Origin of the sequence: Streptomyces olivoverticillatus, from assembly GCF_014203555.1 — a bacterium.
In the GTDB taxonomy this organism is placed as follows: domain Bacteria; phylum Actinomycetota; class Actinomycetes; order Streptomycetales; family Streptomycetaceae; genus Streptomyces; species Streptomyces olivoverticillatus.
The window spans coordinates 34,400-60,894 of the sequence record NZ_JACHJH010000004.1 but is presented as its reverse complement, the minus strand read 5'-3'; the positions used below and the strand labels follow the sequence as shown (position 1 = coordinate 60,894).

Here is a 26,495-nt window from a genome sequence, read left to right as displayed (position 1 = left end):
TCACAAGGACCGGGGCCTTCTCACACTGAGCGGACGACGAGGCTCGAACTCGCGACCTCAACCTTGGCAAGGTTGCGCTCTACCAACTGAGCTACGTCCGCATGCATCCGACCGGCTTTCACCGGGCGGCGCGTGCACCACTGTACCTGATCCACGACCGTGGTCGGTAAGTGATGAGAGCGGGTGACAGGAATCGCACACTGCGCCTCCCCCTTGGAAAGGGGGCGCTCTACTACTGAGCTACACCCGCGCGCCCATCCAGACCAGTCACGTGCGTGACTGGTGGACGGTCAGAGCGGGTGACAGGAATCGCACACTGCGCCTCCCCCTTGGAAAGAGGGCGCTCTACTACTGAGCTACACCCGCGCGCCCATCCAGACCAGTCACGTACGTGACTGGTGGACGGTCAGAGCGGGTGACAGGAATCGCACACTGCGCCTCCCCCTTGGAAAGGGGGCGCTCTACTACTGAGCTACACCCGCATGACCCCGAAGTTCCGGCCCGTTTCCCGGCCTTGCCCCTCGGTGTGATCCAGACTCTAGCTGATCATCCGGGGTGCTTGGCAAGTCGGGCCGGAGCCGGGGTCCGCCGGGTCCGCTCAGCCCGCCGCGTTGAACGCCTCGTAGACCTTCTTGGGGATCCGGCCGCGCGGCGGCACCTCCATGCCGTGCGAGCGGGCCCACGCCCGCACCGCGGCCGGGTCGGGCGCGACGGCCGTGCGGCGGTAGACCTTGCCGGAGCGGGACTGCTTGCGGCCGGCGTCCACGTAAGGCGCGAGGATGCCCCGCAGTTTCTTCGCATTGGCAGTGTTCAGGTCGATCTCGTACGACTTGCCGTCGAGTCCGAAGATGAGGGTCTCCGCGGCTTCCCCGCCGTCCAAGTCGTCGGAGAGTGTGACCACTACGCGCTGCGCCACGGAAATCGGTCCTTTCGGCCAGTATCGCCACGTTGACCTGCGGCGATGTGAAGGTTGCGGTTGTTCTCGGTCAATTCATATTCATTTGTACAGCAAAGGGCAATGCGTGATGCGGCCCAGTTAATTCCGTCTGCGCGCTCCACCGTAATCGCAACGGTGGGATCTTCCGCTGTTTTTCCTGGAATTTTTCCGAGCGCTTCCGTGTGCCCTTCGTAAACGCGAAGGATAAGCCCAACATATCTATGCGCGTAGATTTTTGGGGACTGTACTCTGGCCGTACCGCTTCAGCTCACGCACCACACACCGGGAGTGCCAGTGGCACGCGTCGTAGTCGACGTCATGCTCAAGCCGGAGATCCTCGACCCGCAGGGCCAGGCGGTGCAGCGCGCGCTGCCACGCCTGGGTTTCGAGGGGATCGCCGACGTCCGTCAGGGCAAGCGCTTTGAACTCGAGGTGGAGGGTCCGGTCGACGACGCCGCCCTCGCCCGAATCCACGAGATGGCGGAAACGTTTCTCGCGAACACCGTGATCGAAGACTTCACCGTGCGAGTGGACTCGTGACCGCACGCGTAGGAGTCGTTACGTTCCCCGGCACTCTGGACGACCGCGACACCCAGCGCGCAGTCCGGATCGCCGGACTCGAAGCCGTGCCCCTGTGGCACCGGGACAAGGACCTCAAACAGGTCGACGCCGTGGTGCTGCCCGGCGGTTTCTCCTACGGCGACTATCTGCGGGCGGGCGCCATCTCCCGCTTCTCGCCGGTGATGGAGACCGTCATCGAGCAGGCGAAGGCGGGAATGCCCGTCCTCGGCATCTGCAACGGCTTCCAGGTGCTCACCGAGACCCACCTGCTGCCCGGCGCGATGCTGCGCAACAACCACCTGCACTTCATCTGCCGCGACCAGAAGCTCCGCGTCGAGAACGCGGCCACCGCCTGGACGGCCGACTACGAGGCGGGCCAGGAGATCTCCATCCCGCTCAAGAACATCGACGGCCGCTACGTGGCCGACGAGCGGACCCTCGACGAGCTGGAGGCGGAGGGCCGCGTCGCCTTCCGCTACCTCGACGGCAACCCCAACGGCTCGCTGCGCGACATCGCCGGCATCACCAACGCCGCGGGCAACGTCGTCGGCCTGATGCCGCACCCCGAGCACGCCGTCGAGCCCCTGGTCGGCACCGGCCGCACGGACGGGCTCGGATTCTTCACTTCGATCCTCAAGAAGCTGGTCAGCGCATCATGACCCTCGACACCGTCAAGCACGCGGGCGAGACCCCCGACACCGATCAGCCCTGGGCCGAGCTCGGCCTCAAGCCGGACGAGTACGCGCGCGTCCGCGACATCCTCGGCCGCCGCCCCACCGGCGCCGAGCTCGCCATGTACAGCGTCATGTGGTCCGAGCACTGCTCGTACAAGTCGAGCAAGGTCCACCTGCGCCAGTTCGGCGAGAAGGCCCCCGAGAACGATGCCCTGCTCGTCGGCATCGGCGAGAACGCGGGCGTCGTCGACGTCGGCCAGGGCTACGCGGTCACCTTCAAGGTCGAGTCGCACAACCACCCCTCGTACATCGAGCCCTACCAGGGCGCGGCCACCGGCGTCGGCGGGATCGTCCGCGACATCCTCGCCATGGGCGCCCGCCCGGTCGCCGTCATGGACCCGCTGCGCTTCGGCGCCGCCGACCACCCCGACACCAAGCGCGTCCTGCCGGGCGTCGTCGCGGGCATCGGCGGCTACGGCAACTGCCTGGGCCTGCCCAACATCGGCGGCGAGGTCGTCTTCGACGCCTGCTACCAGGGCAACCCGCTGGTCAACGCGTTGTGCGTCGGCGTGATGAAGCACGAGGACATCCACCTGGCCAAGGCCTCCGGCGCCGGCAACAAGGTCATCCTCTACGGCGCCCGCACCGGCGGCGACGGCATCGGCGGCGTCTCCGTGCTCGCTTCGGAGACCTTCGACGACTCGAAGCCGAGCAAGCGCCCCGCCGTCCAGGTCGGCGACCCCTTCCAGGAGAAGCTCCTCATCGAGTGCACCCTGGAGATCTTCCGCGAGGACCTGGTCGACGGCATCCAGGACCTCGGCGGCGCGGGCCTGTCCTGCGCCACCAGCGAGCTCGCCAGCGCCGGCTCCGGCGGCATGCGCGTCGAGCTCGACCGGGTGCCGCTGCGCGATGCGACCCTCTCGCCCGAGGAGATCCTCATGAGCGAGTCGCAGGAGCGCATGTGCGCGATCGTCGAGCCCGGCAAGGTCGACCGCTTCCTTGAGATCTGCGAGAAGTGGGACGTCATCGCCACCGTCATCGGTGAGGTCACCGACGGCGAGCGGCTGGAGATCTTCTGGCACGGCGAGCAGATCGTGGACGTGCCGCCGCGCACCGTCGCCCACGAGGGCCCGGTGTACGAGCGCCCGTACGCCCGCCCCGAGTGGCAGGACGCCCTCCAGGCCGACGATGCGGGCAAGCTCGCCCGCCCGGCCACGGCCGAGGAACTGCGCGAGCAGGTCCTCGCGGTGGTCTCCTCGCCGAACCAGGCCTCCAAGTCCTGGATCACCAGCCAGTACGACCGCTTCGTGCAGGGCAACACCGTGCTCGCCCAGCCCGAGGACTCCGGCATGGTCCGCGTCGACGAGGACACCAACCTCGGCGTCGCGGTCGCCACCGACGGCAACGGCCGCTACGCCAAGCTCGACCCGTACGCCGGCGCCCAGCTCGCGCTCGCCGAGTCGTACCGCAACGTGGCCGCCACCGGAGCCCGGCCGCTGGCCATCTCCAACTGCCTGAACTTCGGCTCGCCCGAGGACCCGGCCGTCATGTGGCAGTTCGCCGAGGCCACGCGCGGTCTGGCGGACGGCTGCCTGGAGTTGGGCACCCCCGTCACCGGCGGCAACGTCTCGCTGTACAACCAGACCGGTGAGACCGCCATCCACCCGACCCCCGTGGTCGCGGTGCTGGGCGTCATCGACGACGTCAACCGCCGTACGCCGATGGCGTTCTCCGACGAGGGCCACCTGCTCTACCTGCTGGGTGACACCAAGGAGGAGCTGGGCGGTTCGGCCTGGTCGCAGGTGATCCACGACCACCTCGGCGGCCTGCCGCCGGCCGTGGACCTGGGCCGCGAGAAGCTGCTGGCCGACATCCTGATCGCGGCCTCCCGCGACGGCATGATCGACGCGGCGCACGACCTGTCCGACGGCGGCCTGATCCAGGCCCTCGTCGAGTCGTGCCTGCGCGGCGGCAAGGGCGCCCGGATCATCGTGCCCGACGGCATCGACCCGTTCGTCTTCCTCTTCTCGGAGTCGGCCGGCCGCGCGGTCGTCGCCGTGCCGCGCAGCGAGGAGCTGCGCTTCGGCGACATGTGCGAGGCGCGGGGCCTGCCCGCGACGCGGATCGGCGTCGTGGACGGCGAAGCGATCGACGTGCAGGGGCAGTTCGCCCTTCCGCTGGAAGAGCTGCGCACCGCACACGAAGCGACGATTCCGGGGCTGCTGGCCTAGTCCCGCACCGCCGGACGGGCCGAAGGCGGCCCGTCCGGCGGTCACCCGTCCGGCCATCTCCCGTACCGCGTCGGCGGACCGCACCCCGGTACGCTCGGCCGCATGGCTCCCCGCACCTACGACCTCGTCAAGACGCGCAACGCCATCACGGCGCAGCTGCGCACCGTACGCACCGTCGTCGAAGCCCTCGACGACGGGCAGTTCGCCCTGCCCACCCGGCTCGGCGCCTGGACCGTACGGGAGTTGACGGCGCACATCGCGCTGGGCGTGGGCGCCGTCAACCGCCTGCTCGAACTGCCCGCGCCGCCCGTACGGGAGATCACCGCCGTGCAATGGGCGTCCGGGACGGCCGCCCTGGCCGGGCGTGTTGACGAGTCGACCCGCACCGCGGCGGCCGAGACCGATCCCCTCACGCTCATCGACCGCGTCGCGGACCGGTTCGCCGAGCTGACCGCCGTCGCGGCGCCGGACCGGCTGGTGGCGGGCGGTGTCGGAGGCATGCGGCTGGACGACCTCCTGGCCACCCGCTGCGTGGAGCTCGTCACCCACACCGACGACCTCGCGGCCGCTCTCAACACCAAGATCCCTTACGAACGCTGGGCTTTGGCCACGGCTACCCGGCTGCTTGCCGACACCCTCGCCGCCAAGGCTCCCGGCGGCTCCGTGGAGGTAAGGATCCCGCCATTTGCCGTAGTGCAGTGCGTGGCGGGCCCCAAGCACACCCGCGGCACGCCTCCCAATGTCGTGGAGACCGACCCGCTGACCTGGATTCGCCTGGCCACAGGCCGTTTGGCGTGGTCCGCCGCGTTGAACGAAGCAAGCGTCACAGCGAGTGGCGAACGGGCCGACATTGCGGACCAACTCCCGCTGCTCAGTTGAGCGCAGGATGATTTTCAGCCATAAAACAGTGATTCGCTGTGCCCGTCGAGTGGCTGTGCGTGGTGTGAGGCATGTCCGGTCGTCCCCGGTTCGGATGAACCTCGTCCCTGCCATAGACTCAAGGTGTGCCTCGTGGTGACGGACGACTCAACCACGACCTGCTTCCCGGCGAAAAGGGCCCCCAGGACGCTTGCGGCGTCTTCGGTGTCTGGGCTCCGGGTGAAGAGGTCGCCAAACTCACCTATTTCGGGCTGTATGCGCTGCAGCACCGTGGACAGGAGTCCGCGGGCATCGCGGTGAGCAACGGCTCCCAGATCCTCGTTTTCAAGGACATGGGACTGGTGTCCCAGGTCTTCGACGAAACCTCCCTCGGCTCCCTCCAGGGCCACATCGCGGTCGGTCACGCCCGCTACTCCACCACCGGAGCCTCGGTGTGGGAGAACGCGCAGCCGACCTTCCGGGCGACCGCCAACGGCTCCATCGCGCTGGGCCACAACGGCAACCTGGTCAACACCGCCGAGCTGGCCGAGATGGTCGCCGCCCTCCCCAGGGAGAACGGCCGGGCCAACCAGGTCGCGGCGACCAACGACACCGACCTGGTGACCGCCCTGCTGGCCGGCCAGACCGACGACGACGGCAAGCCGCTGACCGTCGAGCAGGCCGCCGCCAAGGTGCTGCCCGGCGTCAAGGGCGCCTTCTGCCTCGTCTTCATGGACGAGCACACGCTCTACGCCGCCCGTGACCCGCAGGGCATCCGCCCGCTGGTCCTCGGCCGCCTGGAGCGCGGCTGGGTGGTGGCCTCGGAGACGGCCGCCCTCGACATCTGCGGTGCGACCTTCGTCCGCGAGATCGAGCCCGGCGAGATGATCGCCATCGACGAGAACGGCCTGCGGACCTCCCGCTTCGCCGACGCCAAGCCGCGCGGCTGCGTCTTCGAGTACGTCTACCTGGCCCGCCCCGACACCGACATCGCCGGCCGCAACGTCTACCTCTCCCGGGTGGAGATGGGCCGCCGCCTCGCCGCCGAGGCCCCGGTCGACGCCGACCTGGTGATACCGACACCGGAGTCCGGCACCCCGGCCGCCGTCGGCTACGCGGAGGCCAGCGGCATCCCGTACGGCACGGGCCTGGTCAAGAACAGCTACGTCGGCCGGACCTTCATCCAGCCGAGCCAGACCATCCGCCAGCTCGGCATCCGGCTCAAGCTCAATCCGCTCAAGGAAGTCATCAAGGGCAAGCGCCTGGTGGTCGTCGACGACTCGATCGTCCGCGGCAACACCCAGCGCGCGCTCGTGCGGATGCTGCGCGAGGCCGGGGCCGCCGAGGTCCACGTACGGATCTCGTCGCCGCCGGTGAAGTGGCCCTGCTTCTTCGGGATCGACTTCGCCACCCGCGCCGAGCTGATCGCCAACGGCATGACGGTCGACGAGATCGGCAAGTCGCTGGGCGCCGACTCCCTGGCGTACATCTCGCTCGACGGCATGATCGAGGCGACCGCCATCGCCAAGCCCAACCTCTGCCGCGCCTGCTTCGACGGCGAGTACCCGATGGAGCTCCCCGACCCGGAGCTGCTCGGCAAGCAGCTGCTGGAGACCGAGCTGGCCGGCGGCGCGGACGCCGCCGACGCGCTCCGTCGCCCGTAGCGCTCGCCCACCCGTAGTTACGAACGACACGAAAGATCTCAAGACCATGTCTTCTGAGACCACCGGTGCCAGCTACGCAAGCGCGGGCGTCGACATCGAAGCGGGCGACCGCGCCGTCGAACTGATGAAGCAGTGGGTGAAGAAGGCCACCCGCCCCGAGGTCGTCGGGGGCCTCGGCGGCTTCGCCGGCCTCTTCGACGCCTCCGCCCTCAAGCGGTACGAGCGCCCGCTGCTCGCCTCCGCGACCGACGGCGTCGGCACCAAGGTCGACATCGCCCGCCGGATGGGCGTCTACGACACCATCGGCCACGACCTGGTCGGCATGGTCGTGGACGACCTGGTCGTCTGCGGCGCCGAGCCGCTGTTCATGACCGACTACATCTGCGTCGGCAAGGTCTACCCGGAGCGCGTGGCCGCCATCGTCAAGGGCATCGCCGAGGGCTGCACCCTCGCGGGCTGCGCCCTCGTCGGCGGCGAGACCGCCGAGCACCCGGGTCTGCTCGGCGCGGACGAGTTCGACGTCGCCGGCGCCGGCACCGGCGTGGTCGAGGCCGACCGGCTGCTCGGTGCGGACCTCATCCGTACGGGTGACGCCGTCATCGCGATGGCCTCGTCCGGACTTCACTCGAACGGGTACTCGCTGGTCCGCCATGTGCTCTTCGACCGTGCCGGCTGGGAGCTGGACCGCGAGGTTCCGGAGTTCGGCCGCACCCTCGGCGAGGAGCTGCTGGAGCCCACCCGGATCTACTCGCTGGACTGTCTGGCCCTCACCCGTACGGCCGAGGTGCACGCCTTCTCGCACATCACCGGCGGCGGGCTCGCCAACAACCTGGCCCGGGTGATCCCGGACCACCTGCACGCGACCGTCGACCGCTCGACCTGGGCGCCGGGCGCGGTCTTCGACCTGGTGGGGAAGCTCGGCGGCGTCGAGCGGCTCGAGCTGGAGAAGACCCTGAACATGGGCGTCGGCATGATGGCCGTCGTACCGCAGGAGTCCGTGGACGTGGCGCTGGCGACCTTCGCCGACCGGGGCGTGGACGCCTGGGTAGCGGGAGAGATCACCGAGCGCGGCGACCACGCAGAGGCCGTGGCCTTGAATGGTGACTACGCGAGCTGATCGAGTGAGCCGGGTGTGGGCAGTCGTGCCGCAGGGCGGCACGGGTGGGCACATCCGGCCCGCACCGGAGTGGTCGGCACGGCACAGCGCCAGCGTCTGGGCAGCACAGAACCCGGCCCGGGGCGAGGCCCCGGACCGGGCCGGTGAGAGTTATCGCGTCAAGCGCGGCGACGATAGGCGGACTGCTCGGACGTCTGGTCGTCCTCGTCCTCATCGTCGTTGTAACGCGCCGCGTACTGAGCGTACGGGTCGTCTTCCAGCTCGTCCTCGAGCGGCTCGCTCTCCGGCGGCTGCTTCAGCGCCGGCTGCGATGCGCCCAGCTCATTGGCCAGACGTGAGAGGTCGGTCCCGCCGCTGTTGTACTTCAGCTGGCGGGCGACCTTTGTCTGCTTGGCCTTGGCCCGGCCGCGCCCCATGGCTCGACCCCCTCATTGACGGGGCTCGACGGCCCCAGAGTCTTGACACGCGTTCACGTTCATGAGTCAGAGCGGACCCCTGTAGAGGTGTCCGGCCTGTAGAGCTTCAACGGTACCTGCTTCCGCGGCCATACGGTACGTCGCCCGCATGACGTGCCACGCAGCAGAACCTGCGAGAAGCCCCGTACTCGCTGGTCAGCTGCGATTTTAACGTGTCCTGGACGCCGACCCGCCGAGGGGTGGTGAGAGATCTCTCGTTCACCACCTCCCGGCGGCGCGTCTGTGGGGACCACTGTGCGGGTACCGCTCACCCGAGCGGGCGGACGGACCGCCCGGACGGGTGCGGCCGGGCTAACGCTCGGCGACCAGTGCGGCCTCTGCGGCCACGGTGACGTCCGTGGCTGCCGTGCTCGCCGCCACCGCACGGGCTTCCGCGGTCCGCTGCCGGGCCTCGGCCATGCGCTGCTCGGCGATCCGGTCGGCCGCCACGGCCGGCGGGATGCCGTCCGCCTTGGCGCGATCGAATATGGCCAGCGTCGTGTCGAAAATCGTGGTGGCCTTCGCCTTGGCGCGGTCGAAGTCGAAACCGTGCAGCTCGTCCGCGACCTGGATCACGCCACCGGCGTTCACCACGTAGTCCGGGGCGTAGAGGATGCCGCGGTCGGCCAGGTCCTTCTCGACGCCGGGGTGGGCGAGCTGGTTGTTGGCCGCGCCGCAGACGACCGTCGCCGTCAGGGCGGCCACCGTGGCGTCGTCCAGGGCGCCGCCGAGGGCGCACGGGGCGTAGACGTCGAGCGGCGTGCGGACCAGGACGTCCGCGTCGGACACGGCGGTGACCTGCGGGTGCCGGGCGATGATGCGCTGCACGGCCTCCGCACGGACGTCCGTGATCACGACCTCCGCGCCGTCCTCCACCAGGTGCTCGACGAGGTAGTGGCCCACCTTGCCCACGCCCGCGACGCCGACCCGGCGGCCGCGCAGCGTCGGCTCGCCCCACTGGGTCTGCGCGGCGGCCCGCATGCCCTGGAAGACGCCGAAGGCGGTGAGCACGGAGGAGTCGCCGGCGCCGCCCTGCTCGGGGGAGCGGCCGGTGGTCCAGCGGCTCTCGCGGGCCACGACGTCCATGTCCTGTACATACGTGCCCACATCGCAGGCGGTGACGTAAAGACCGCCGAGCGAGGCCACGAATCTTCCGTAGGCCATGAGCAGTTGCTCGGACTTGATCAGATCGGGGTCGCCGATGATCACGGCCTTGCCGCCGCCGTGATCCAGCCCGGCCAGGGCGTTCTTGTACGACATGCCGCGCGAGAGGTTGAGGGCGTCGCGGACCGCCTCCTCCTCGGAGGCGTACGGGTAGAAGCGGGTGCCGCCGAGGGCCGGGCCCAGGGCGGTGGAGTGGATGGCGATCACGGCCTTGAGGCCGGTCTCGCGGTCCTGGCAGAGCACGACCTGCTCGTGGCCGCCCTGTTCGGATCCGAACAGGGTGTGCAGCACGCCGTCGGCGGAGGGACGTACGTCAGTCACGGTGGTGACTCCATAAGTCGCGGAGGTCGCCCTCCGAGGGGTGGTGGAGGGCCGGTTGGCACGAGGGTAAGACCTGTCGGCCCGGCGTACGGGTCTCGTGCCGAGGATCACTCTCCCGGGGTCCGGCGCCATGGGACGATTTGGACAGTACGGGGAGTGGCACCCGCGACTCCCCGGGGGTGACCTACAGCTTGAGGGAGCGAGCGTGGGCCTGGCGTCGTCGGTGACCGTGCCGTACGCGGCATATCTACGGGTCTACGAGCCCCTGGGCGCGTTCCCCGAGCCCGAGCGGACGCACTGGGCGCGCTACGCCCGCCGCGGGACGCTGCCGGGCGTCCAGGACGAACTGCGTCGGTCGCTGGCCGACTTGCTGCCCACCCCGCCCGTACCGGTGCCGGTGCACGAGAGCGGCGACGCCTTCGTGGCGGTGGTGGACGGCGTGGTGTGCATCTGCCCCTGGCGGACCCGGCTGCGCGGCTGGCTGGCGCTGGAGGAGCTGGCGCGGCGCTTTCCGGCGCCCGTGCTGGACGCAGTGCTGCCGCCGGTCGTGCGTCGGCAGGCGGAGGCGGACTACGAGCGCTGGCTGGAGCGCAATCCCGACGCCCGGCCGTGGATCAAGACCCACACCTGGCAGGTGCCGCTGCGCTGGTTCGTGCTCTTCTCCGACGAGGAGCGCGAGTACGGCAAGAGCGAGCCCGGCGGCGAGGAGCTCGTCCTGCGCTACCGCACGCCCATGGTCCAGGCACGGCGGCGGGTCGCCCGGGGGCTGCGCACGCTCCGGGACGCCATCGAGGAGGGTCCGCTGATCGACGGGCTGGTGGAGGTGGGCCGCTGGCTGGAAGAGTTCCACCCGCGCTCACTGGTGGAGCTGGACTACGGCGGGCTGGTGCATATGGTGCCGGAGGCATGGTTGGCCGAGGATCACTCCGCGGCCGACACGGCCGAGGGGCTGGCGGCGCTGCGGGCGGGAGACGGGGTGCGGGCGGGCGAGGCGTACGAGCGGCTGACGGAGCGTTGGCGGGCGGTCCGGGACCGTCAGTTCGCCAACTGACTTCAGCGGCGGCCGGGGCCGCCGGGACCTAGGTCCCGATCCGGGCCATTGCCACAACCGTGACCTATCGCACTTACTTCAGGTCTTGCGCTCATCGCCCATCCTCGTGGCAAAATAGGACAAGGAGTCCGGGAGGGGCTCCTTCCGCCCAAGTAGGGGCGGATAGTTCGGTATTGCGCTCCTATCGCACTCCTTGACGGGTCTGGTGGCTGGTGATCCCGTTGTGACTGATCGTCACGGCGATGTGACTGTCCGCTATGGCATGGTCCATCGGCTTCCGTCGAGGTTGAACACCTGAGAGGGCAATTCCATCGGTTTGGCCGACGTGGCTGGACAGATGGTGTAGTTGTAGTGCCGAGGACAAGCCGTTCGTCCTATAACCGACTCGGCCCGCGTCCGCCATTTCGGGCAACGCGGGTCAAGGTGCAGAATTTAGAGGAAAGAACCGACGTGATGGTTCGGTTCTCCCGAGGAGGCCGCTCATGACCGCTCGCACCCCTGATGCCGAGCCGCTGCTGACCCCGGCTGAGGTTGCCACGATGTTCCGCGTGGACCCGAAGACGGTCACCCGCTGGGCGAAGGCTGGCAAGCTCACGTCCATCCGCACGCTCGGAGGACACCGGCGATACCGCGAAGCGGAGGTCCGTGCCCTGCTGGCGGGCATTCCGCAGCAGCGCAGCGAGGCCTGAACAACAGCATGACCGGGCGATTTCCGGGGCCCCCAACCCGGTAAGCAGCCCACCAAAGCTCCACAGCAAGACAGCGACGGGATGCCTGCCCCAACAGCATCCGAGCCCACCGACTTGGGCGAGTCGTCGATCGCGCTGGACTCCGCCGGGTCCAGCGCGATCTTTTTTATGCGCCGACGCTTGCCGCCGGCCGTGCGCGGCAAGGGGATCCCGGGCCCCTCGGGGGGTAAGTGCAATTGCACATATTAAATTGACCAGGTGTAGGCAGGGGGTAAGTTCCCCCTTCGCGGAAACTCTTTCGGTGACTCCCGTCACAGCGTGACGTGCTTGTCGCTCGCCGTGTCTGTGCGGTAAAGGAACTTTCGTTCACGACCGGGGCCCGTCCGGCGCCTCGACTGCCGCCGGGCGGGCCGTCGTTGGTCACCGCAAGGGCGGACTTTCGTCCTTGGCCTCCTGCGCGAGCCGCAGCAGGCGATGGCAGACCGAGCAGTGTCTCGTCAGGTGGCGGTAGCCGGCGGCGGCGGAGAGATGGGCACGCAGCAGCGCCCGGGTCTCGTGCCGGATGCTCTCCGTCCGCTTCTCTTCGGTCCGGGTGGTCGTCGTCATGGGGCGCAGCACCTCCCAATGACTGGGTACCCCTGGCACGTGTCGCAGTCAAGGAGATATGCACGGAGGCCCGGATCCGAGGGATCCGGGCCTTCAAGTAATGCGGTCCTGACGGGATTTACCCAGTCGGTGGCGGCTCCGCCGCGGTCGCGGCCTCCGCCGCCTCGGGCCGGGGGCCGCGCGATAGCACTGAGGCCCGCACCCTATCCAGGGTGCGGGCCTCAGTCTATGCGGTCCTGACGGGATTTGAACCCGCGGCCTCCACCTTGACAGGGTGGCGAGCACTCCAAACTGCTCCACAGGACCTTGCTGTGCTGCCCGCTCCCGCGGGCTTGCGAAACAGACTCTACAGCAGGTCAGGGGGTGCGGTCGAACCAGCTCGGTGAGGCGTGCGGCACAGCGGCGGGCGCGGCCCGCCCGCTACGGGGCCAGCTGGTCGATGGCCTTCACGATCCGCTTGTCGGAGACCGGGTAGGCGGTGCCCAGCGCATGCGCGAAGTAGCTCACCCGCAGCTCCTCGATCATCCAGCGGACGTCCCGCGCCTCCTGGGGGACGGGCCGCCCCTTCGGGAACTGCTCCAGCAGCCAGGCGTACTCGTCCTGCATCTCCTTCACCTTCGCCATGCGGGAGCGGTCCCGCTCGGCGTTGGTGGGCAGCTGGGTCAGCCGCCGGTCCACGGCCACCAGATAGCGCAGCAGGTCCGGCAGCCTGCGCACGCCGTGGGCGGTCACGAAGCCCGGCTTGATCAGCTGGGCCAGCTGCTCCTTGACGTCCGTGAGGGAGGGGACCAGCACCAGGCTCGTGGTGGCCTTGAGCCGGCGCTCGCACGCCTGCCAGGCCGCCAGCACCTCCTGCACCTTCCGGATGGTGTCCAGCGTCGCGTCCACGATGTCGGCGCGCACGGCGTCGAAGAGCTTGCGGAAGGACTCCTCGTCCCACACGGGCCCGCCGTGCGCCGCGATCAGCTTGTCGGCCGCGCCGGAGACGCAGTCCTCGAAGAGCGCCTGGACCGAGCCGTGCGGATTGCGCGACAGGGCGAGCTTCTGCTGATTGCCGAGCTTGTCCTGGGCGAACTTCGCCGGGTTGGACGGCAGGTTCAGCAGGATCAGGCGGCGGACGCCCGCCCGCATCGCCTCCTGCTGCTCCGGCTCGGTGTCGAAGAGCCGCACGGCCACCGACGCGCCCTCGTCGACCAGCGCCGGGTACGCCTTGACCGGCTGGCCCGCGCGCCGCGTCTCGAAGGTGCGGGGGAGCGTGCCGACCGTCCACCGGGTCAGGCCGGAGCGCTGCTCCGGCACGGTGCCGCCGGTGGACTCCGCGGCCTGCTCGAAGGCCTTGGTGATCGCGGCCTGGGTCTTCGGCTTGAGCCCCAGCCGCAGCGCCTCCAGGTCCTTGTCCTCGGCCATCTTGCGCTTGCGCTCGTCGACCACCCGGAAGGTGATCTTCAGATGGTCCGGCACCTTGCCCGGGTCGAAGTCGCTCTCCTCCACCCGCACGCCCGTCATCCGGTGCAGCTCGCGCGCCAGCGCGGCCTGCAGCGGCTCCTGCACGGGCACGGCGCCGTCCAGGAAGCGCCGGGCGTAGTCCGGCGCCGGGACGCAGTTGCGGCGGACGGGCTTGGGCAGGGAGCGGATCAGCTCGGTCACCAGGTCCTGGCGCAGGCCGGGGATCTGCCAGTCGAAGCCCTCGGCCGAGACCTGGTTGAGGACCTGGAGGGGGATGTGCACGGTCACGCCGTCGGCATCCGCCCCCGGCTCGAACTGGTACGTCACCTTGAACTTGAGCCGGCCCTGACGCCAGGAGTCCGGATAGTCGTCCTTGGTGACCGCCTCGGCGTTCTCGTTGATGAGCATCGACTGCTCGAAGTTGAGCAACTCCGGCTCGTCGCGCCGCTTGTGCTTCCACCAGGAGTCGAAGTGCGCACCGGAGACGACGTGTTCGGGCAGCCGCTGGTCGTAGAAGTCGAAGAGCGTCTCGTCGTCCACGAGGATGTCGCGACGGCGGGCGCGGTGCTCCAACTCCTCGACCTCGCCGAGCAGTTTGCGGTTGTCGTGGAAGAACTGGTGATGGGTGCGCCAGTCGCCCTCCACCAGGGCGTTGCGGATGAACAGCTCACGGCTGGTCTCCGGGTCGATGCGCCCGTAGTTGACCTTCCGCTGGGCCACGATCGGCACGCCGTAGAGCGTCACCCGCTCGTACGCCATCACGGCGGCCTGCTTCTGCTCCCAGTGCGGCTCGCTGTAGGTCCGCTTCACCAGGTGCTGGGCGAGCGGCTCGACCCACTCCGGCTCGATGCGGGCGTTGACGCGCGCCCACAGCCGGGACGTCTCCACCAGCTCGGCCGACATCACCCAGCGCGGCGGCTTCTTGAAGAGGGCGGAACCCGGGAAGACGGCGAACTTGGCGCTGCGGGCACCGACGTACTCGTTGTTCTTCTCGGCATCTTTGAGGCCGATGTGCGACAGCAGACCCGACAGCAGCGACTGGTGCACGCGCTCCGGCGCGGCCTCCTCCTCGGCGAGGTGGATGCCCATCGTCTTGGCGACCGTACGCAGCTGGTAGTAGATGTCCTGCCATTCGCGTATGCGCAGGTAGTTCAGGTACTCCGACTTGCACATGCGGCGGAAGGCGGACGACGACAGCGTCTTCTGCTGCTCGCGCACATAGCGCCACAGGTTGAGGAAGGCGAGGAAGTCGCTCGTCTCGTCCTTGAAGCGGGCGTGCTGCTGGTCGGCCTGCTGCTGCTTGTCGGAGGGGCGCTCGCGCGGGTCCTGGATGGACAGCGCGGCAGCGATGACCATGACCTCGCGGACGCAGCCGTTGCGGTCGGCCTCCAGCACCATCCGGGCCAGCCGCGGGTCCACCGGCAGCTGCGAGAGCTGGCGGCCCATCGGGGTGAGCCGCTTCTTGGGGTCCTTCTGCTGCGGATCCAGGGCGCCGAGCTCCTGCAGCAGGTCGACGCCGTCCTTGATGTTGCGGCGGTCCGGCGGGTCGATGAAGGGGAACTTCTCGATGTCGCCGAGCCCGGCCGCGGTCATCTGGAGGATGACGGACGCCAGGTTCGTACGGAGGATCTCCGCGTCGGTGAACTCCGGGCGGGAGAGGAAGTCGTCCTCCGAGTACAGCCGGATGCAGATGCCGTCGCTGGTGCGGCCGCAGCGGCCCTTGCGCTGATTGGCGCTGGCCTGCGAGACCGGCTCGATCGGCAGGCGCTGGACCTTGGTGCGGTGGCTGTAGCGGGAGATGCGGGCGAAGCCGGGGTCGATCACGTAGCGGATGCCCGGGACCGTCAGCGAGGTCTCCGCGACGTTCGTCGCCAGGACGATCCGGCGGCCCGTGTGCCGCTGGAAGACGCGGTGCTGCTCGGCGTGCGACAGCCGCGCGTACAGCGGCAGGACCTCGGTGAACCGGTACTTCTTCTTCTCCAGGGCGTCGGCGGTGTCGCGGATCTCCCGCTCGCCCGAGAGGAAGACCAGGACGTCGCCCGGCCCCTCTTTCTGCAGCTCGTCCACGGCGTCGCAGATCGCCGTGATCTGGTCGCGGTCGGAGTCGCTCGCATCCTCCTCCAGCAGCGGCCGGTAGCGGACCTCCACCGGATACGTACGGCCGCTGACCTCGACGATCGGGGCGTCGCCGAAGTGACGGGAGAAGCGCTCCGGGTCGATGGTGGCGGAGGTGATCACGACCTTGAGGTCGGGGCGCCGGGGGAGCAGCTGGGCCAGGTAGCCCAGGATGAAGTCGATGTTGAGGCTGCGCTCGTGCGCCTCGTCGATGATGATCGTGTCGTACTGGCGCAGCTCACGGTCGGTCTGGATCTCCGCCAGCAGGATGCCGTCGGTCATCAGCTTGACCATGGTCCGGCCGCCGACCTGGTCGGTGAAGCGCACCTTCCAGCCGACCGCCTCGCCCAGCGGCGTCCGCAGCTCCTCGGCGACCCGCTCCGCGACCGTGCGCGCGGCGATGCGGCGGGGCTGGGTGTGGCCGATCAGGCCCTTGATGCCGCGGCCCAGCTCCAGGCAGATCTTCGGGATCTGGGTGGTCTTGCCGGAGCCCGTCTCACCGGCGACGATCACGACCTGGTGGTCGCGTATCGCCTCGAGGATCTCGTCCTTCTTCTGGCTGACGGGCAGCTGCTCGGGGTAATCGACGGCCGGGACGGCGGCCCGCCGGTCCAGGACGCGCAGCTCGGCCGTGTCGGCCTCCGCCGCGATCTCGGCCAGTACGGCCGTACGGGCCTCGGGCTTGCGGATACGGCGCGCGCCCTCCAGCCGCCGGCCCAGCCGCTGCGCGTCGCGCAGCATCAGCTCGGGCAGGCGGGCGGCGAGGTCGGCGAAGGTGGCGGGGGCAGGCTGCGTAGACATACGGGGTCCAGGATCGCACCAGCCGCCGCGAAGCGGCGAACCTATTTCGCCCGGGAATGCACTGAGCCCCCCATCCTGAGGATGAGGGGCTCACTGTGGCTGGGGCCGGGGTCGAACCGGCGACCTTCCGCTTTTCAGGCGGACGCTCGTACCAACTGAGCTACCCAGCCACGCGACCGCCCGAGGGCGATCACAGCGGTCCTGACGGGATTTGAACCCGCGGCCTCCACCTTGACAGGGTGGCGAGCACTCCAAACTGCTCCACAGGACCTTGCTATGTGCGAGCACTAGTCTCGCACACGGTACAGCGTGCCCCCAACGGGATTCGAACCCGTGCTACCGCCTTGAAAGGGCGGCGTCCTGGGCCACTAGACGATGAGGGCTGAATGGCCCACCTGGGCGCTTCGCAGCGCGTCGGGGACGTGAGAAGCATATGGGATGCAGGGAGGGAACGCCAAAACGGTTTGCCGGGGGCGCCCCGGCGCGGGTCCGCCCGGGGGTCCGGTCCGGCGCCGCGAGGGGGCGTACGGGCCCCGGTGGCGGACAATGGCGAGCGTGCTGGAGATGACGCGCGAGGAGTTCGAGGAACTGGTCGCCGAGGGTCTGGACCGGATCCCGCCCGAGCTGACGCGGCTGATGGACAACGTCGCCGTGTTCGTGGAGGACGAGCCCGACGGGGACGCCCCCGATCTGCTCGGGCTCTACGAGGGCACGCCGCTGACCGAGCGCGGCGAGTGGTACGCCGGGGTGCTGCCGGACCGGATCACGATCTACCGCGGCCCGACCCTGCGGATGTGCCGGACGCGGGAAGAGGTCGTCGCGGAAGTGGAAGTGACGGTCGTTCACGAGGTGGCGCACCACTTCGGCATCGACGACGCCCGGCTGCACGCACTGGGCTACGGATGACCGGCCCCTGATCACCGGCGTGATCACGAATGATCACCGGTGGCCGCCGGTGCGCCGCGCGTGTCCTGGGCGGGGCGGGGTCAGTTGGGCAGTGAGCTGTCCCCTCTCCGCATCAGAAGGCGGTCCCTCACATGCGCGCAACGTCAGCGCACGCCACATTCACCCGGATCGCGGCCGTGGCCGTCGCCACCCTGGCCCTCGGCGGGTGCATGAGCGTGAGCGACCCGGGGCGGCCGGCCCCCTCGGGGACGGGCGGGCAGCGCGAGACGGGCGCGCAGACGGACGGGCTGCGGATGCCGGGCGGGCGGCCGGGGCGTACGGACGCCAAGGCGGTGCGCGGAGCGAGCGGCAGCCCGTCCGCCAAGGGAAGTCACTCGGGCACGCCCTCGGCGTCGCCCTCCACGGCCCCCGCCGCCTCGCCGGCCGCCGGGCGTGCGGGCAAGCCGGGTACGCCCGCGAAGCCGGGCGGGGGCCCCGGCACGGCCCCCACGCCGGCCCGTCCCCCCGCCCCGTCCCAGCCGGCCTCCCAGCCGGCGACGGGCGGCAGCCCCTCCCAGCCGTCGCCCCCGTCCCAGCCGCCGGGCTCCTCCTCCCCGCCGGCCCCGCAGCCGGGGCCCCAGGCGGGGCCGTCGTAGCCGGGTGTGGCGCAGGCCATGGGGGACCGGCTTGCGCCCGACCCCTGGAGGTGCGTATGGTGGTAGATCGTTTGATCCCATTTGCCCGGCGCCTGACAGAAGCGCGCCGTGTGGCGCGTTCCTTACCTTGCCGTGGCTGACCGCATCGAGGCGGTCATTTGTGAAGCCGACACGGAGCTTGGGCGCGTGCCGAAACTCCGGAAGGTTTCGCATTTCGCATGTCCATTTCCCCTGACCAGACCGTCATGCCCGCGTCCGACGAGATGATCGTCGAGGCCGTCGAGGCTGCCGTCGTCGACACCGACACCGACACCGACACCGCCGCCGAGCCCACCGAGGCCGCCGAGCCGACGATCACCTTCGGTGACCTCGGCCTGGACGACGCCATCGTCCGCAAGCTCGCGCAGAACGGCGTCACCACCCCCTTCCCGATCCAGGCCGCGACCATCCCGGACGCCCTGGCCGGCAAGGACATCCTGGGCCGTGGCCGCACCGGCTCCGGCAAGACCCTCTCCTTCGGTCTGCCGCTGCTGTCGACCCTGGCGGGCGGCCACACCGAGAAGAAGCGCCCCCGCGGCCTGATCCTCACCCCGACCCGCGAGCTGGCGATGCAGGTCGCCGACGCCCTCCAGCCCTACGGCGACGTCCTCGGCCTGAAGATGAAGGTCGTCTGCGGCGGTACGTCGATGGGCAACCAGATCTACGCCCTGGAGCGCGGCGTCGACATCCTCGTCGCCACCCCGGGCCGACTGCGCGACATCATCAACCGCGGTGCCGCCTCCCTCGACAAGGTCCAGGTCGCCGTCCTCGACGAGGCCGACCAGATGGCCGACATGGGCTTCCTGCCCGAGGTCACCGAGATCCTCGACCTGGTGCCGTCCGGCGGCCAGCGCCTGCTGTTCTCCGCGACGCTGGAGAACGAGATCGACACCCTCGTCAAGCGCTACCTGGTCAGCCCGGTCACGCACGAGGTCGACCCCTCCGCGGGCGCCGTCTCCACCATGACCCACCACGTCCTCGTCGTGAAGCCGAAGGACAAGGCCCCGGTCACCGCCGCGATCGCCGCCCGCAAGGGCCGCACGATCATCTTCGTCCGCACCCAGATGGGCGCCGACCGCGTCGCCGAGCAGCTGCTCGACGCCGGTGTCCGCGCGGACGCGCTGCACGGCGGCATGACCCAGGGCGCGCGCACCCGCGTGCTGGAGGACTTCAAGGCCGGCCACGTGAACTGCCTGGTCGCCACCGACGTCGCCGCCCGCGGCATCCACGTCGACGGCATCGACCTGGTCCTGAACGTCGACCCGGCCGGTGACCACAAGGACTACCTGCACCGCTCGGGCCGCACCGCCCGCGCCGGCCGGTCCGGCACGGTCGTCTCCCTGGCCCTGCCGCACCAGCGCAAGCAGATCTTCCGCCTGATGGAGGACGCGGGCGTCGACGCCTCGCGCCACATCGTCGGCAACAGCGGTGCCTTCGACGAGGACGTCGCCAAGATCACCGGCGCCCGTTCGCTGACCGAGGTCCAGGCCGACTCGGCCGCCAACGCCGCCAAGCAGGCCGAGCGCGAGGTCCAGGACCTCACCCGCCAGCTGGAGCGCGTCCAGCGCCGCGCCACCGAGTTCCGCGAGGAGGCCGACCGTCTCCTGGCGCGTGCCGCCCGCGAGCGCGGCGAGGACCCGGAGGCGGCCGTGGCCGCCGCTGCCGAGGCCGCCGCCGCGGAGGTCAAGGCCGAGGAGGAGGCCGCAGCGGCCGCCGCCGTGCCCGCCCAGACCGCTCCGGCGCACGAGCGCCGTGACGACCGTGGCAACTTCGAGCGCCGCGACGACCGTCGTGACGACCGTTCCGGCGGCTTCCGCCGTGACGACCGCTCGGGTGGTTTCCGCCGCGACGACCGTCCGTCGGGTGGCTTCCGCCGCGACGACCGTCGTGACGACCGCTCCGGTGGCGGCTTCCGTCGTGACGACCGCCCCTCCGGTGGTTTCCGTCGCGATGACCGCCCCTCCACCGGTGGTTTCCGCCGCGACGACCGTCCGTCGGGTGGCTTCCGCCGCGACGACCGTCGTGACGACCGCTCCGGTGGCGGCTTCCGCCGTGACGACCGCCCCTCCGGTGGCTTCCGTCGGGATGACCGCCGCGACGACCGTCCGTCCGGTGGTGGCTTCCGCCGCGACGACCGCCCCTCCGGTGGTTTCCGTCGCGATGACCGTCGTGACGACCGTCCGTCCGGTGGCTTCCGTCGGGACGACCGCCCCTCCACCGGTGGCTTCCGCCGCGACGACCGTCCCTCGACCGGCGGTTACCGCTCCGGTGGCGGCGACCGTCCGTTCAACCGCGACCGCCGCGACGACCGCCCCTCCACCGGTGGTTACCGCTCCGGTGGCGACCGTCCCGCCGGCCGTCGTGACGACCACCGCGGTGGCAGCGCCGGTTCCTCCTTCGGCCGCCGCGACGACAAGCCGCGCTGGAAGCGCAACGGCTGACGGTAGGCAGTGACCTGAGGGCCCGTACGGCACATGAGTGCCGTACGGGCCCTCGCGTTTGGGCCTCCGTACACCTGCCCGTGCAACTGTGTGGGCCACAACGACTCGGGCTCCGGCCCTCGGCCGGGCTATGCTGCGGTGTGCGGGCCGTTAGCTCAATTGGCAGAGCAGTGGACTTTTAATCCATTGGTTGTGGGTTCGAGTCCCACACGGCCTACCGGGTCTTCCGCTTCTTTGCGGCTCTGACCTGCGGGTTTGCGCCCCGGCCACTAGTCCTGGCCGGGGCACAACCATGTCAGGACGCCTTTTGCGTGAGCGATGCGTGAGCGGAGGCGTCCCGGTTCTTCTTCTTGGCCCCCGCCAGCCGGGCGCGAGGGACGAGCTTGGCGGCCTTCTCGGCGATCTCCTGGTGGAGTTCGGGGAGCAGGCTGGTGTACGTGTCCGAGGTCAGCGCGATCGTGGAGTGGCGCAACACCTTCTTCACGGCGTGGATGTCACTGCCTCCGCCGTGAGTGAGCGTCGCGGCGACGTGCCGTAGATCACGAAAGGTGATCGGCGGAAGGTCCGTGGTCGCACAGATCCGGCGGAAGGTCTCCGAGACCGTCTCGGGGTGCAGCCATGAACCGTCCTCCCGCGTGAAGACCTTGCCCGTGTCGATCCAGGGTGCCCCACTTCTTGCGCTCCTTCTTCTGGCGTTTCCTGTGAGCGCGGAGGGCGGCCACGGTGAGGCTGTCCTAAGCGATGGTGCTGGCGCTGCCGTCCGTCTTCGGGTCGGCCTCGTACGGGTCCCAGCCGTCCACCACGATCTCCTTGGCAGGCGTGATGAGCCCCGCCTTGAGATCGACGTTGCTCCAGTCCTGGCCGACCGCCTCGCCTCGCCGCAGCCCGCGGAAGGCGACCAGGTGGAAGAGGGCGTACAGCCGGTCGTCCTGGGCGGCGTCGAGGAAGACGCCGGACTGCTGCGGCGTCCAGACCATGACCGGGCTCGGTATCTCGCCTGTCTGCCGCCACCGCCTGACCCGCTCCTCAGTCCAAAGGAGTGGCTTCGGCCGCCTGCCCGAGGCGAGTTCGACGTGGGCGGCCGGATTGAACGTGATGAGCTGCTGGGCGATGTCGGCGAGCGTGACGCAGGTCGTGGGCCGGGGCCGCCTGCTCGTGGAGTGTGCGGGCCGTGTCGAGCCGTCAAGGCCCCGGGCTCCTATCCGTGGCCCCGCGACCGGGGGCGCTCGAACGCCCGGGTCACGTCGCCCGAGTGATGGTGTTGGTGTCCATCGTCACGGAGCCGTTGCGTGCCAGCGCCTGGCCGTTGATCGTTGCCCCGGTGGTCAGGGTGATCGACGTGAGGGCCAGGATGTTGCCTGCAAAGGTGGTGTTGGTGCCGAGGGTGGCGGAACTTCCGACCTGCCAGATGACATTGCGTGCCGTGGCGCCGTTGCTGAGGAGCACGCGGCTGGCGGATGCCGTCGTCAGAGTCGATCCGATTTGGAATACCCAGACGGCGTTGGGGTTGTTTCCGGCGTCCAGGGTGAGCGTGCCGGTGAGCGCGATGGAAGATGAGGCGTTGTAGACGCCCGGAGTCAGTGTCAGACCGCCGAGGTCTCCGGAAATGCTGGTATTCGGGGTCTGACTGGCGGCGTTGTTGTAGGCCACGGTCAGGTCGTTCTGTCCCTGGAGGGCGGCGGCATCCGCGGAGTGGGTGGCTCCGTTCACCTGGCCGGGCGGGAATCCGGTGATTGCCGTCCCCGGGCTCACTCCGAGGTCTCCGGTGACTACGGAGGGACCGGTATTGGTGACCGTCTGGCCGGCCAGAACCGCGAAGACTGCCAGATAGGTGTAGGCGCCGGTTGCGGTGGTGGTGCCACCGAGGGTGGTGACGGACACATCGGCGGGTCCTGGCGTTCCGGTGGGTACCACGGCGTCGATCTCGGTGTCCGATGCGATCCGGTAGGAGATGACGGGTGTGCCGCCGATGGAGACGCTGGTGGTGTGGGACAGGGCGGTGCCGGTGATGACGACGAGATTGCCGCCGTCTGCCGGTCCGGAAGCGGGGGTGACGCCAGTGACGGAAGGCGGGTTGAGGTAGGTGTAGGTGACTCCGATGGCGACACCGCCCCGGGTGGTGACGGTCACGGCCACCGGGCCTGCGGAGGCCGTCGCGGGGACGGTCACGGTGAGCTGGCCGTCGGAGACGACGGCGAATACGACGGCCTGGGTGCCGAAGCGGACCATGCTCGTGGTGTAGAGGCCGATGCCTGTGAGCGTGACGGTGTTGCCACCGGCTATAGGGCCCGCGGAAGGGGTGGCAAGGCGGATGGACGGCGGCGGCAGGTAGTAAAAGGTGCCGATGGCGCCGGTTCCTCCGGGGGTGGTTACGGTGACCTGGACGGCGCCGCTGCCGGCGGGGGTGACGGTGTCAATAGTGGTGTCGTTGACGACGGTGAAGCCGACGGCCCGGCGGGAGCCGAAGCGCACGTCGGTAGTGCCGGTGAAGTGGTGTCCGGAGAGGACCACCTCGTCCCCGCCACCGGTGGACCCCTGGTTCGGTGAAACCGTCATGAGAGTGCTCCGTACTGGACTGGCCACGCCCGGCGCGCGGGGGGACGGCAGCTCACCAACCGGGCGGCAGAGGGCTGCGGTGACTGTGCGAGGAGCTACGACCTTCGCCGCGCGGCCCGCGCCCCCGGAAATGGTGGACAGCCACATCGGTTCGATTACCCTAAGTAGCCCACCCGCGACAAGTTGCGTCAACGGCCCGGCGTTATATCACCCGAAAGAGGCAGCATGCGTGGCACTTTGTCGCATAGGGCACCACCACACCCTCCCTGCGAGCCCCCCCACCCCACACACAGTGCACCCCCTTCCTCCTGTCGGCAGCACCGTCCCGCGCCGACCGCCCGGCGCAGTCAACGCAGCAGATCCCCCGCCCTGACGAGAGACCCGGGGCACGGCAGCGGACGAGTCCGACCGCTCTGGTCAAGAATCCATGCCCATAGACAGCCCGTATTGCTACTCACGCAGATGGCTACTTGCCCCTGGGGCCACGGATAGGAGCCTGGGTCGGCGGTTGAACCGGGCTCAGGCACGTATCTCGTGAGGACGATCAACAGGCCTGTCGCTGGTTACGGGGAGTGACGCCGTGTGCCAGACCTTCGATTTACGCCGGGATGCAGTCCATCGCGCGGCTCATTCGATGGCGTAGGTGATGAGGACCGCGCTCAGCGGACGGCCTGGGCTTGGACCGTCCACGTGGTGTGAAACGTCATCCCTTGACAGCGGATGTCGGAGTCTTCCTTCAACTTCACAGCGGCAGCCAGCACGAATGGCAGGTTGGCCTGGCTAAGGTCAAGCGTGGGCAGGGGGCCCACGCCGGCTGTGGACAGTTCGATCTGATCGTGGCAGTACGTCATGTCGTCGGCGTTCGAAACGGTGTCGATAACGACATCGCCGGCGGCAATGGAGGTCAGTTGGGCCCTTACATTGCTGTTCGGGTTGGTGAAGGTGAGGGTGACGTCTGCGGTTTCACCGGGCAGCAGTGTGGCGGTTTGCCCGCCGGTGACCGTGATGGGGGCGAAGGACTCGGCGGAGCCTGCCACTGGGCCCGATGTGCTCTGCTGGATGAAAGGCATGATGTGCCTCCTGCTCAGACGGACTGGACGTGCGTAGGAACGGTCTGTCCTCGGCGGCCCGTGCTTCACCGACGCTCGTCAGCCATCAGTGGGCGCTGCCGTGAATTTTCTTGCCGGGGCCTGGAGCCGGCGGCTCACAGCCGCCCGGGAGCCCGATCGGCCGACGTGGCCACATCGGCCTATGGGCCTGGGAAGGGGCCAGCGCTCTGTCGCCGAGAACGCGGACGGCCCTCCCGCTCAGGTCGATCGAAACAGTGCTGAGGGAACACGCCGGCCCGAAACCGCTGCCTCTGCGGGCGCTCAGGAAAACGGTCAGGACGGCAGCCGAACCCTGGCCTGGCACACCGGCCTGGTACGCCGTCCCTGGGGCCGACGGTGGGCCAGCTGCCACTCTCCCGTGGAGGGATGGGCGGCCTACCTGTTCGGATGCGTACAGTAATCCATTTGCACTACGTCGCTGACAACCATGTTGACGTCACATCACCCGAACAGTGGAGCGCTCGGAGTCGGCAACCCGCGGGAAGTGCGCCCTTCGGGTCGTCCGGCATGCGATGGCCTCATGTTCTCGCGCCCGGACAGCAACCCGAGCAACATCCCGCTGGCCGACTTCACACCGCTGGGCGAGATCCGCATCGCATAGCCGAGGAACCGACTGCGCCCAACCTCCCGCGCTTGATTCGCGGTGACGTCCGGGCCTTGAGCCAAAAGCGATAGTGCCTTCGCCGCTGGGACGACGAGGCTTGTTCCAAAGTCTCTGTCTTCACAGCGAGAAGGCACTTACTGCGCATCACGTATAGGACAGGGCAGCGCACCGCATGGCGTTGACCTGCACGGACAGCACCACGCGGCATGCGTGATCACGCAGGATCATGATCCGCGTTGCTCTTTTAATCCATTGGTTGTGGGCTCGAGTCCCACACGGCCTACCGCTGGGTAGGTCATCGCACCAGGCATGACCTGCACTTTTCGCCCCGGCCGGGATTCCCGGCCGGGGCGAAGTCGTGTCCGGGACAAGGGGGGGTGACACCACCCGCGCCCTCGTTGTCCTGGCCATTCCAGCCCTCTGGTCGCCCGACCTGACAGGCTTCACAGCCCTTCTGCTCCTCGTCCTGCTGCTCGTCCTGCTGCTCGGCGCCCTCGGCGCGCTGATTCCCCGACTCGTCGGCCCCGCCGACGTCCAGCCGGTGAACGGCCTGTTCGATCGGTCGGTCCGCAGGGCAGTTGGTGAAAACCCCGCCCCCGTCCCGTGTTCGCGCCGCTACGGTAAGTGCGCGGGGTGGGTGAGTGAGGGACGGGAGGTCGAAAGCCATGGCGAAGACGCGAGCGGGCGGGGGCGGAGGCGAGCGCGGACAGCGCGGCCGCGGCGAGCCGGGCGGCGCGGACCGGACGCCCGCCGAACAGGTCGAGGAGCTGCTGGGCCGGGCCCAGAACGGCTTCGAGATCAGCGAGCGGGTGCTGGAGCGGCTGCGCACCGCGCTGATGCACCAGGCGGAGCTGCGCTCGTACCGCCAGCGCAACGACGGACGGCGGCCGCTGCGCTGCAACACCTACCGGCACATCTTCCTGCTCGCGGACGGCAGCAGCTTCCTCCTCTACGAGCTCGAGCACGACACCGGCCCGAAGGAGCGGCTGCTGTACGAGCTGTACGCCCGCGAGGACGCGCTGGACGCCGCCGAGCTCCGGGTCCACGAGCACATCGGCGGCGGGGGCATCGGCCCCGGCAGCGAGTCCGAGGAGCTGCCGGAGTGGCTGGCGGAAGAGCTGCTGATGGCCATGGGGCCGACGCGGCCGCGCCGGGAGTACGTCTCGGAGGCCTCGCCCGACCACGCCCGGCGGCTGCTGCGCCGCGCGGAGAACACGGACGGCCCCGGAGAGGTGGTGCGCGAGCTGCTCCAGGGGGCGCTCGGCCACCACATCGCGCTGATCACCAAGCCCAGGCGCCGGAGCTCGGGGCGCGACGCCACGTGGTGCCGCTTCTACGAGCACGCATTCCTGCTGGAGGGCGGGGGAGAGGTCAGCCTGTGGGAGCTGGAGCACAACATGAACCGGGACGGCCGGCTGGTGTGCGAGGTCTATCTGGACGAGGCGGAGGCCGAGGTGGCCGCGGACCGGCACGCCAGGGCGCAGGGCGTGGAGTTATAGGGCCGTGCGGATGCGG

General features: G+C 69.5%; 19 protein-coding genes, 9 tRNA genes and 1 pseudogene. 12 read left to right on the top strand and 17 right to left on the bottom strand.

The features are described 5' to 3' along the window. Nucleotides 1–28: 28 nt before the first annotated feature. From FHS39_RS14395 to FHS39_RS14375, 5 genes are all read right to left on the bottom strand, one after another. Nucleotides 29–101 (bottom strand) — tRNA-Gly (locus tag FHS39_RS14395). 77 nt (nt 102–178) lie between these two features. Next, nucleotides 179–250, bottom strand: a tRNA-Gly gene (locus tag FHS39_RS14390). A 44-nt stretch (nt 251–294) separates the two neighbouring features. Further along, nucleotides 295–366, bottom strand: a tRNA-Gly gene (locus FHS39_RS14385). 44 nt (nt 367–410) lie between these two features. Continuing rightward, a tRNA-Gly gene (locus FHS39_RS14380) sits at nt 411–482 on the bottom strand. 116 nt (nt 483–598) lie between these two features. Further along, the gene (locus FHS39_RS14375; protein WP_184349751.1) at nt 599–916 is read right to left on the bottom strand and encodes an Lsr2 dimerization domain-containing protein; all 318 of its coding nucleotides are present in this window, start codon (nt 914–916) and stop codon (nt 599–601) included. Nucleotides 917–1,231: 315 nt separating this feature from the next. Between FHS39_RS14375 and purS the strand changes: the two genes are divergently transcribed. The 6 genes from purS to purM all read left to right on the top strand — a co-directional run bounded on the left by purS (nt 1,232) and on the right by purM (nt 8,042). Next, complete coding sequence (purS, locus tag FHS39_RS14370) at nt 1,232–1,477, top strand: phosphoribosylformylglycinamidine synthase subunit PurS (protein ID WP_006604673.1); 246 nt, start codon at nt 1,232–1,234, stop codon at nt 1,475–1,477. Continuing rightward, nucleotides 1,474–2,157 (top strand): phosphoribosylformylglycinamidine synthase subunit PurQ, encoded by a 684-nt coding sequence (gene purQ, locus FHS39_RS14365; RefSeq protein ID WP_184349750.1) that lies wholly within the window; start codon nt 1,474–1,476, stop codon nt 2,155–2,157. Before purS ends, purQ begins: the two co-directional genes overlap by 4 nt. Beyond that, complete coding sequence (gene purL / locus FHS39_RS14360) at nt 2,154–4,403, top strand: phosphoribosylformylglycinamidine synthase subunit PurL (protein WP_184349749.1); 2,250 nt, start codon at nt 2,154–2,156, stop codon at nt 4,401–4,403. Before purQ ends, purL begins: the two co-directional genes overlap by 4 nt. A gap of 102 nt (nt 4,404–4,505) precedes the next feature. Continuing rightward, on the top strand, nt 4,506–5,282 hold the full coding sequence (locus FHS39_RS14355) for a maleylpyruvate isomerase family mycothiol-dependent enzyme (protein ID WP_184349748.1): 777 nt from the start codon (nt 4,506–4,508) through the stop codon (nt 5,280–5,282). A 125-nt stretch (nt 5,283–5,407) separates the two neighbouring features. Next, on the top strand, nt 5,408–6,925 hold the full coding sequence (gene purF, locus FHS39_RS14350; protein WP_184349747.1) for an amidophosphoribosyltransferase: 1,518 nt from the start codon (nt 5,408–5,410) through the stop codon (nt 6,923–6,925). Between the two features lie 46 nt (nt 6,926–6,971). Next, entirely contained in the window at nt 6,972–8,042 is a 1,071-nt protein-coding gene (gene purM / locus FHS39_RS14345) for a phosphoribosylformylglycinamidine cyclo-ligase (RefSeq protein WP_184349746.1), read from the top strand. A 158-nt stretch (nt 8,043–8,200) separates the two neighbouring features. Here the strand turns inward: purM and FHS39_RS14340 are convergent, their stop codons facing one another. Both FHS39_RS14340 and FHS39_RS14335 read right to left on the bottom strand, forming a co-directional pair. Next, a complete protein-coding gene (locus FHS39_RS14340; protein ID WP_184349745.1) occupies nt 8,201–8,458 on the bottom strand; it encodes a DUF3073 domain-containing protein in 258 nt (85 codons plus the stop codon). A gap of 351 nt (nt 8,459–8,809) precedes the next feature. Further along, complete coding sequence (locus FHS39_RS14335) at nt 8,810–9,982, bottom strand: Glu/Leu/Phe/Val dehydrogenase dimerization domain-containing protein (protein WP_184349744.1); 1,173 nt, start codon at nt 9,980–9,982, stop codon at nt 8,810–8,812. Nucleotides 9,983–10,187: 205 nt separating this feature from the next. Here FHS39_RS14335 and FHS39_RS14330 point away from each other — a divergent pair, with 205 nt between their 5' ends. Both FHS39_RS14330 and bldC read left to right on the top strand, forming a co-directional pair. Next, nucleotides 10,188–11,033, top strand: coding sequence for a DUF8083 family protein (locus tag FHS39_RS14330; RefSeq protein ID WP_184349743.1), 846 nt, complete (start codon nt 10,188–10,190; stop codon nt 11,031–11,033). Nucleotides 11,034–11,515: 482 nt separating this feature from the next. Further along, nucleotides 11,516–11,722, top strand: coding sequence for a developmental transcriptional regulator BldC (gene bldC, locus FHS39_RS14325; RefSeq protein WP_003949541.1), 207 nt, complete (start codon nt 11,516–11,518; stop codon nt 11,720–11,722). 420 nt (nt 11,723–12,142) lie between these two features. On the opposite strand, the gene FHS39_RS14320 is transcribed toward bldC, so the two are convergent. From FHS39_RS14320 to FHS39_RS14295, 6 genes are all read right to left on the bottom strand, one after another. Continuing rightward, entirely contained in the window at nt 12,143–12,328 is a 186-nt protein-coding gene (locus FHS39_RS14320; protein ID WP_184349742.1) for a DUF6274 family protein, read from the bottom strand. A gap of 231 nt (nt 12,329–12,559) precedes the next feature. Next, a tRNA-Asp gene (locus FHS39_RS14315) sits at nt 12,560–12,634 on the bottom strand. Nucleotides 12,635–12,748: 114 nt separating this feature from the next. Next, entirely contained in the window at nt 12,749–16,690 is a 3,942-nt protein-coding gene (gene hrpA / locus FHS39_RS14310; RefSeq protein ID WP_184349741.1) for an ATP-dependent RNA helicase HrpA, read from the bottom strand. 96 nt (nt 16,691–16,786) lie between these two features. After that, nucleotides 16,787–16,860, bottom strand: a tRNA-Phe gene (locus tag FHS39_RS14305). Nucleotides 16,861–16,886: 26 nt separating this feature from the next. Further along, nucleotides 16,887–16,961, bottom strand: a tRNA-Asp gene (locus tag FHS39_RS14300). Between the two features lie 39 nt (nt 16,962–17,000). Next, a tRNA-Glu gene (locus FHS39_RS14295) sits at nt 17,001–17,073 on the bottom strand. A 172-nt stretch (nt 17,074–17,245) separates the two neighbouring features. Between FHS39_RS14295 and FHS39_RS14290 the strand changes: the two genes are divergently transcribed. Beyond that, entirely contained in the window at nt 17,246–17,596 is a 351-nt protein-coding gene (locus FHS39_RS14290) for a metallopeptidase family protein (protein ID WP_184349740.1), read from the top strand. A gap of 370 nt (nt 17,597–17,966) precedes the next feature. Here the strand turns inward: FHS39_RS14290 and FHS39_RS14285 are convergent, their stop codons facing one another. Then, a complete protein-coding gene (locus tag FHS39_RS14285; RefSeq protein WP_184349739.1) occupies nt 17,967–18,251 on the bottom strand; it encodes a hypothetical protein in 285 nt (94 codons plus the stop codon). A gap of 198 nt (nt 18,252–18,449) precedes the next feature. Here FHS39_RS14285 and FHS39_RS14280 point away from each other — a divergent pair, with 198 nt between their 5' ends. Further along, a complete protein-coding gene (locus tag FHS39_RS14280; protein WP_184349738.1) occupies nt 18,450–20,711 on the top strand; it encodes a DEAD/DEAH box helicase in 2,262 nt (753 codons plus the stop codon). 144 nt (nt 20,712–20,855) lie between these two features. Then, nucleotides 20,856–20,928 (top strand) — tRNA-Lys (locus FHS39_RS14275). 78 nt (nt 20,929–21,006) lie between these two features. Here FHS39_RS14275 and FHS39_RS14270 read toward each other — a convergent pair. The 3 genes and pseudogenes from FHS39_RS14270 to FHS39_RS14260 form a co-directional block, all read right to left on the bottom strand. Beyond that, nucleotides 21,007–21,871 (bottom strand): annotated as a pseudogene (locus FHS39_RS14270) (site-specific integrase); the annotation flags it as partial. Nucleotides 21,872–21,950: 79 nt separating this feature from the next. Beyond that, entirely contained in the window at nt 21,951–23,267 is a 1,317-nt protein-coding gene (locus FHS39_RS25865) for an ice-binding family protein (protein ID WP_184349737.1), read from the bottom strand. Nucleotides 23,268–23,926: 659 nt separating this feature from the next. Next, on the bottom strand, nt 23,927–24,337 hold the full coding sequence (locus FHS39_RS14260) for a hypothetical protein (RefSeq protein WP_184349736.1): 411 nt from the start codon (nt 24,335–24,337) through the stop codon (nt 23,927–23,929). Nucleotides 24,338–25,645: 1,308 nt separating this feature from the next. Here FHS39_RS14260 and FHS39_RS14255 point away from each other — a divergent pair. Beyond that, nucleotides 25,646–26,479 carry a DUF6227 family protein gene (locus FHS39_RS14255; RefSeq protein WP_221462775.1) on the top strand — a complete coding sequence of 278 codons (834 nt, stop codon included), beginning with the start codon at nt 25,646–25,648 and terminating at the stop codon, nt 26,477–26,479. Nucleotides 26,480–26,495 lie beyond the last annotated feature (16 nt).